The following is a 7,531-nucleotide window of genomic DNA, read 5'->3' on the forward strand; positions in this document are numbered from 1 at the left end:
TTGGAACCGCCTAGTGCGGACCCGCATGCTAGGTGGTGTGAGAGGACGGGGGTTAGTCACCCCCTCCTACTCGATTATGGGGTAAATTATGATAATGTTGATAGAACGCACCAGACTTTATGTATCACGATTGGAGGATCTATGGACCACTTAACTCGAGTATTGACGGATTTTTACGGTTTGGAGCATACCGAAGTTATACCACAGCAGGGTGGATGGGCCGCACTTGCATACAGGGTCCAAATTGACAAACAGACCTATTTCCTGAAAGTTTATGAGAAAAGCCGTGCATCCACCCCAAAATGGACTGCACTGATTGATGATTACGTTCCTGTCCTGTTGTGGCTTGAGGATCATAGTTCTTTAAGGGGGAAAATCCCTGTCCCAATACTTACACAGGACGGATACTATCAATGCGAGGATGACGAAGGAATTTATCTGTTATATGAATATATCGTCGGAGACACGATTGCAGATCATGAGCTGACGAAGGATCAAGTGAGACAGTTGGCAGAAATAGTTGCGGAGCTCCATCGCTATGGGGAAGAGATTCCGATGCTGACAAGTGCCATGAAGGAGAGCTTTGATGTCCCGTTTCTTGGGTCGTTAAGAAGCATCCTAGATGCGGATATACCGTTTGACATTAGAGAAGTGATGTTTCATCATACTGATCGCTTGAAGGGATTAATGCATGAAGTCGAATCATTGTCCGAAGTGCTGAAGGGTCGCAATCTGCGAATGGCATTATGCCATACCGACATTCATGGATGGAATCTAATGTCAGCCGGGCGGCAATTGAAGCTGATTGATTGGGAGGGACTGAAACTGGCACCGGTCGAAGCTGATATGATGTTTTTTGTAGAGAAACCCTACTTTTCAGAATTCATGAAGATTTATACCGATACGCACCCTTATTATGAGGTGAACTTTGAGGCGCTGAAGTTTTATCAAGGTAGGCGAAGATTGGAAGACGTTTGGGAGTTCACGGAGCAGTTCCTCTATGATATTCAAAATGATGAGGAGCGTAGGTCAACGCTTAGCAGTCTACGAAAAGAGCTTGAGGAGATTGTGCTCACCCAATAGGTATGGGGTCCTATATGTAAAGTTAGCCTCCTGGTAGAGTTCGGTACATCTGCCAGGAGGCTTATATCTTGCTTGTCTCATTGTTTTACATCACGTATTTTGCCAGCACCCAGCAGAGCAGGGCCATAAACCAAGAGACAAAGCCGAATATCATAACGATTTTGTTCTCGCTCCAGCCGTACTTGAGACTGAAGTGGTAATGAATCGGTGCCATCCGGAACAGACGCAGCTTGGTCCGCTTGTAATACCACACCTGCAGGATGACCGAAAATTGCTCCGCCAAATAGATAAGGAACAACAGAGGGATCAGAATTTCAACTTTTTCAATAACCGCTAAGAATGAAAGGGAACCGCCAATGGCAAGGGAGCCTGTATCACCCATAAAAGCCCTGGCAGGATAAATATTATAGAGCAGCAAGCCGAGCAGACAGCCGATCATAATCAGCGAGAACATCTGAACCTCTGGTTTTTCAGAGATTACGAAGAAGAAAAAGTAGGTGGGTATGGCTACATTAATCAATAGTCCGTCCAAGCCATCGGTAAAGTTGATTGCATTAGCTGAGCCCACGATGAACAGCAGCATAATGATGATGTACACGCTAACTGGCAGATGAAGCTGGAATCCATTGAAGAGCGTGATATCACTTGTCAGTGAGAAGGAATGGAACAGAACATATAGTAATATGCCAGTAAACAGGAACTGAAGCACTAGCTTCATGCGACCGGAAATTCCGGACGGGTCCTGCCATGCTGCCTTTTTGAAATCGTCCATAAACCCGATGGTGCTGAACAAGAGAAAGGTGGAGCATAAAAATACGGTAAGTGGTGCAGGATGAAACTGCAGTGACATTGCAACGCCTACCAGTAAAATAAGACCCGCCATTAATGGCGTCCCGCGTTTGGCTTGATGATCTGGAGGCAGTTCGGTACGGATTGGCTGCGTAAGTTTCAACGTGCGCAGCCCCCAGATAAGCAGGGGCGTGAATAATGCGACTAGCAAAAACGATAGACCGGATACCCCCAGAATTCCATTCATAGCATACACATCTCTTTCTATTTTATATCGTATTCACATTATTGTATTTCGATTAAATAGACAATTATTCCTTCTGATAATAAGTAGCCAATATATAAGTAACTACAAAGGAGACTAGAGCATCATGATGAACCATAAAGAAAGAATGTTAGCAGGGCTTCCATATAAAGCTTGGATGGATGGACTTGCAGAAGAACAATTAGAGAACAAAAAGAAGATTCATGAGTATAACCTCTGTCCTCCCCAGGAGAGGGAGAAAATCGATTCCATCATGAGAAGCATTCTGGGCAAAGCTGGATCCAATCTCAATATTTTAGCTCCCTTCTATTGTGATTACGGCAAGAATATTGAAGTGGGGCATAATTTTATGGCCAACTATAATTGTACGATCTTGGATGTAGGTAAAGTCATCATAGGAGATAACGTGATGTTCGGTCCTAATGTATCCATACTCACAGCTGGACATCCTATTCATCCAGATTCCAGAAATTCAGGCTATGAATACGGACTCCCGATCACAATAGGGAATAGTGTCTGGATCGGTGCTAATACCGTCGTCAATCCGGGTGTAACGATTGGTCATAATGTAGTTATTGGATCAGGGAGTGTCGTCACCAAAGATTTGCCGGATAATGTAGTAGCTGTCGGAAATCCATGCAGGGTTCTAAGAACAATCACGGACGAGGATCGACCATACTACTATAAAGACAGAAAATTTGATGTTAATGATTACTGAGCATATTGGATGATATGACTACTTGCTAAGCATAACCTAGAAAAAGATTAGTGTATCTTGAACCCGGCTGCATAGTGTAATGTTCAACTATATTTGAAGTTTCCCTTAAGATGTTCAGATGTGTTCTGTTATCATGGATCAAACCGAACCGAATTTGAAAAGGGGAGATTTGCATTTGTTGAATGTCATGAAAGTAGCTGATACGTTCGTTGATCATATAAAAGCTCATTATCCTCAGGACATTGCCATCGTTGCCTATTACGGGTCTTTCGCTCAAGGTACGGACACTGAGCGGTCAGACCTGGATTTGTACTTCATACCTGCTTCACCTAAAGGTTATCAAGCGAGTATTCAGTTTGTTTTGGAGGATATAAGCTTTGATTTCTGGCCGATCAGCTGGGAACGTGCCGAAAGGATGGCAGCCTACCAAGAATCGAAAACCTCCATTATTGCGGATAGCATCCTCCTGTATTCACGCAGTGATGAGGATTTGGCACGATTTCGAAGCCTGCAGCAAACGATAATCGATCTGCCTGAGAACCAGGAGTTGTTTTTGGATAGAGCAGAAGAACAATTGCATCATGCATATGTGCATTTATATAAGTTGAGTAAAGCTAATCTGGGCGATAACATCAACTATTATCACAATGCAGCAAGCGATGTATTAATCCATGTTCTCTCCTGTCTGGCACTATTAAATCGTTCTTACATCAAAAGTGGCTGGGGTAAGAACATAAATCAGATTTTGAACTTTACGCTTAAGCCACCCCTTTTAAAGGAACAGATTGATTCGATTCTGCAGGCCGATACGCCGGCCAGTATTCGCGCTGCGTGCGAACATCTTACAGAGAATATGCTTTCGTTATGGATGAAAGAAAGAGCCGCGTTAGCGAAGCAGCCATCTTATTCGGAACGAATGACAGGATTTTTCGAAGAAATAAAAGGTAATTTGGATAAACTTAAAACGGCTTGTGAGACGGGGGATTATCAGATTGCTTATTTTGGCTCGATGGGTGTCCAAGAAGAAACTGCACGTTTTATGTACTATGCAGAACGGGGATACTGGCCAACCTCACTAGAGCCCAGTCTGGATTATCAGCGTTATTATCTCGGTGCAGGCATGCCTGATCTGGTATCCTTACTCGATCCGCACAATTTCGCGCTGCTTCATGAAGCCGTCATCCATCTGGAGTCTAACTTGGAGAAATATCTACTTGATCAAGGCGTTACCATTAACCGTTATGAGTCACTGGAGCAATTGAAGCGCAGACTTGAGCAGTCGATCGAAAATATTGAATAGATGAAGAAAGGTCCGACCATGATGGAATTGGTCGGACCTTTCTAGTGATTATAATAGTTATAGAAGCTTATTTCGGTTCAATATGGACATGTACGTCATAAACGCCGTGTCTTTCTTTTAATTCATGTTCTACCTGGTCAGAAATGTCATGGGCGACCCGTATATCCAGATTCGATCTGACAAGGATCACGATATCGACAACAGTGTTGCTGCCATAGTTTCTGGCCCGAATATCTTTAACTCCTGCTACGCCGTACACTTGTTTAACGGTTTCTTTGTAGTTTTGGACAATGTTCTCATCAAATCCATCCGTTAAATGATGCGAAGCATCGCGGAATATATCCCAAGCGGTTTTACAAATTAGAAATCCTACCAACACGGCGGTTAGCGGATCAAGCCATGGCAGATGAAATTGGGCTCCGATAATTCCTATGACGGTACCAATGCTTACCCAGGCGTCCGAAAGGTTGTCCTTTGCCGCCGCCATGACAGCCTGACTGTTTATTTTGGTGGCAAGGCGCTTATTGTATCTGTACACCAAGAACATCACGATGGCACAGCCAATGCCGGTCCAAGCGGATATAAGATCAGGTGACTCATGGTTTCCTTCGAACACGGAAGATATAGCTTCGAACAAGACCTGGATCCCAACAGCCATCATAATAAAAGAGGCGATTAAGGAGGCTACCGTTTCTGCTTTCCAGTGACCGTAGGGATGATCATGGTCTGCAGGCTTTTGTGATAATCGAAGTCCGATTAATACGGCGACAGAGGCCACGATATCGGTAGCATTATTTAATCCGTCTGCCTTCAAGGCTTCGGAGTTAGAGAAATAACCGATCCATAATTTGATCACGGATAAGCAGATATAAGCAATGATGCTGATGATGGCACCTTTTTCACCCAATTTCAAATCATGATAACGCTGTTGTTCCAAATCTAGTCGACTCCTTCCGCACGCCCCAAAAAATAGTACCTGACTATATTACCAAGCAGAGTAAGGGTGGGTCTAGAGCAACGTTGTTTCCTCTCGCTTAATAAGTGACAGGGGGCAAAAAGAGTTGCCCCAGACTAAGAATGATAAAACAAGCTTCGATTAGCGCATAAAAAATAGCGGGCGAGATATTCTCTCGACACCGCTATAGCTACACGCATATGTTCCTACATGATCTTGTTTAAGTAAAGCATATATTCACCGCGATTGAGCGGATTGACTAGTCGCCGTTTATTCACAGGTAAATTGGAATGCACCTTTACGTATCCTCCAGGTTTAACAGAGAGCATGCCTTTACCGCTTGTCAGAGAATGGACTTCGGCTTTGAGCAAGTCGGTGGTCCGTACAGGGAGGGTACCATGAACATGGACTGCTTTATTGTAAAATATCGGTTCTTGATAGGTCCCTTCCAGTACCGCCAATTTGGACAACACTTTGCTTAGACTGGATTCCGGCAGAATAAACTGGATCGTGTTCACGGGTTCATATACTTCCGTTCCGGCTTGGCTGAGCGCAGCCATAAGGACGAGCGGGGTCAGGCTGCGAAAATCCTTTGCTGTTGATACCGGACTTGCGTAACCGGTATGCGTCAGGGTCACGACAATATCAGTCACGGACCATCCATGTAATCCTTCCTGGAGCACCTCCATCACCGTGTCTTTAATCGCTTTCTGAAAGGATAAGGGAAGAGAGCCCAGTTCCACTTCCAAACGATATAGGAGTCCGCTTCCTCTCTCACCAGGTTCAACTCGCAAGCCTACTGTTGCATAAAAAGGACACTCCTCCATATATTCAACAGCTTCCCCGACATGTAACGGCTTCTCGATACAAATGACCTGTGGGGCTGAAAAAACAGCCTCGATGCCGTATTGGTGCTGGATAGTTTCCAATAGAATCTCTTGTTGGACTATACCGAATATGTGAATGATATGTTCCTTCGTGTGCGTATCCCGGATATATTGCAGGAATGGATCTTCTTCCGTAAGATTACTTAAGGCAGTGTGAAGTTGATGATCTTCGGCGGAATTCTTGGCCGAGACTTGGACTTGAATCGGCGGCTTCTGAAAGTGGACAAGCTTCATCTTGTCGGAAGCAGTGCCGATAACGTCACCCACCTTGAGTTCATCGGTAATAAGAATCGCAATGTCGCCAGCATCAATCAGCTCCACTGACATGGATTTACCTTGTTGCAGAGCGCGGAGGTGTTTTACCTTGAACATTGTGGTTTGTCCGTTCTGGGTTATCACCGTAATCTCATCGCGTGCCTCAATCCTGCCAGCGAACAACCGGAGATATACGTTCCGTTCCCCATTCGGAAGTTTAATGACTTTGAACACCAGACCGGATAACGGTTCATGCTGAAGCTCTGAGGTATCATTAGCAGGGAAAAATTCACCGAGCGCATGAAGCAGCGCTTCGATGCCGATCCCCTTGGCTGCTGAGCCTGCAAATAGCGGGTAAGCTTTACCTTGTCGGGTTTGACTGCGCAATTCCTCCAGCAGCCGTTCCCTAGTGATGGGGATATCCTGGATATAGTCATGCAGCAGATTTTCATTGGCCCCTGACAGAGTTTCGATCCACCCGTCGATATCGGGGTCAGCTGCGTCCACCCGAACGGTTGCACTGCCTTCCTCAGTTACAAAGCTCATCTCACATATATGTTCATCCAGCAGATTTCGGATCATGGTATAGACATTCTGGTAATTTGCACCCATTCGATCGATCTTGTTCATAAATAGAATTGTAGGGATACAATGTTCTTTTAGCGTTTGCATGAGCACCCGTGTCTGAGCTTGTACGCCCTCAACCGCGGAAATTACCAGTATGACGCCATCCAGCACACTTAGTGAGTGTTCGACCTCTGAGATGAAATCGGCATGTCCCGGCGTATCGATCAGATTGATTTTCATATCATCCAGCATGAAGGATACCGCCGCGGACTTCACCGTGATTCCACGTCTCCGCTCAATATCCAGTGAATCTGTGATTGTGTTGCCTTCGTCAACAGAGCCTGCATGTTCAATAATGCCGGATCTAAACAGGATTTGTTCAGTTAAGGTAGTTTTACCGGCGTCAACATGGGCCAAAACTCCAATATTCAATATTTTCTTCATATATATTAACCCTCATTCGTTTCATTAGTTGTAGTCCTTTCGGTTGGATGTTTTGGTTTAATTGCCGCATTCATATCGCCTCCATATAAAATAAAGTTACTTCTAGTTTATCCACTAAGAGAGAACCGGAATATGTAATAAATGCTTATAATCATTCATTATCTTGTTCTGCGTCTAGCATGGTGGGGCGACTTCGTATTATTAGGTCAGCCAGAGATTTCTGGTTGGCCTATTTTTATAGGCATCTTATGATGGTGGTAGCCGGGAG

The 7,531-nt window shown here is 44.6% G+C and carries 6 protein-coding genes; 3 read left to right on the forward strand and 3 right to left on the reverse strand.

All coding sequences use genetic code 11. The features are described 5' to 3' along the window. Positions 1 to 141: 141 nt before the first annotated feature. Complete coding sequence (locus tag AM231_RS07515) at positions 142 to 1,083, forward strand: aminoglycoside phosphotransferase family protein (protein WP_054402064.1); 942 nt, start codon at positions 142 to 144, stop codon at positions 1,081 to 1,083. Between the two features lie 85 nt (positions 1,084 to 1,168). Here AM231_RS07515 and mraY read toward each other — a convergent pair whose 3' ends face one another. Then, positions 1,169 to 2,119: a phospho-N-acetylmuramoyl-pentapeptide-transferase gene (mraY, locus tag AM231_RS07520; protein ID WP_207383542.1), complete on the reverse strand. Its 951-nt coding sequence runs from the start codon at positions 2,117 to 2,119 to the stop codon at positions 1,169 to 1,171. Between the two features lie 127 nt (positions 2,120 to 2,246). Here mraY and AM231_RS07525 point away from each other — a divergent pair, with 127 nt between their 5' ends. Together AM231_RS07525 and AM231_RS07530 are read left to right on the forward strand one after the other, a co-directional pair. Further along, positions 2,247 to 2,855 (forward strand): sugar O-acetyltransferase, encoded by a 609-nt coding sequence (locus tag AM231_RS07525; RefSeq protein WP_054403556.1) that lies wholly within the window; start codon positions 2,247 to 2,249, stop codon positions 2,853 to 2,855. A gap of 133 nt (positions 2,856 to 2,988) precedes the next feature. Beyond that, on the forward strand, positions 2,989 to 4,155 hold the full coding sequence (locus tag AM231_RS07530; protein ID WP_242615083.1) for a nucleotidyltransferase domain-containing protein: 1,167 nt from the start codon (positions 2,989 to 2,991) through the stop codon (positions 4,153 to 4,155). A 67-nt stretch (positions 4,156 to 4,222) separates the two neighbouring features. On the opposite strand, the gene AM231_RS07535 is transcribed toward AM231_RS07530, so the two are convergent. Together AM231_RS07535 and AM231_RS07540 are read right to left on the reverse strand one after the other, a co-directional pair. After that, positions 4,223 to 5,092 carry a cation diffusion facilitator family transporter gene (locus AM231_RS07535; protein WP_053493717.1) on the reverse strand — a complete coding sequence of 290 codons (870 nt, stop codon included), beginning with the start codon at positions 5,090 to 5,092 and terminating at the stop codon, positions 4,223 to 4,225. Between the two features lie 224 nt (positions 5,093 to 5,316). Next, positions 5,317 to 7,263 carry an elongation factor G gene (locus AM231_RS07540; protein ID WP_054402068.1) on the reverse strand — a complete coding sequence of 649 codons (1,947 nt, stop codon included), beginning with the start codon at positions 7,261 to 7,263 and terminating at the stop codon, positions 5,317 to 5,319. Positions 7,264 to 7,531: the final 268 nt, after the last annotated feature.

The organism is Paenibacillus solani (genome assembly GCF_001277345.1).
Taxonomy (GTDB): Bacteria; Bacillota; Bacilli; order Paenibacillales; family Paenibacillaceae; genus Paenibacillus_AQ; species Paenibacillus_AQ solani.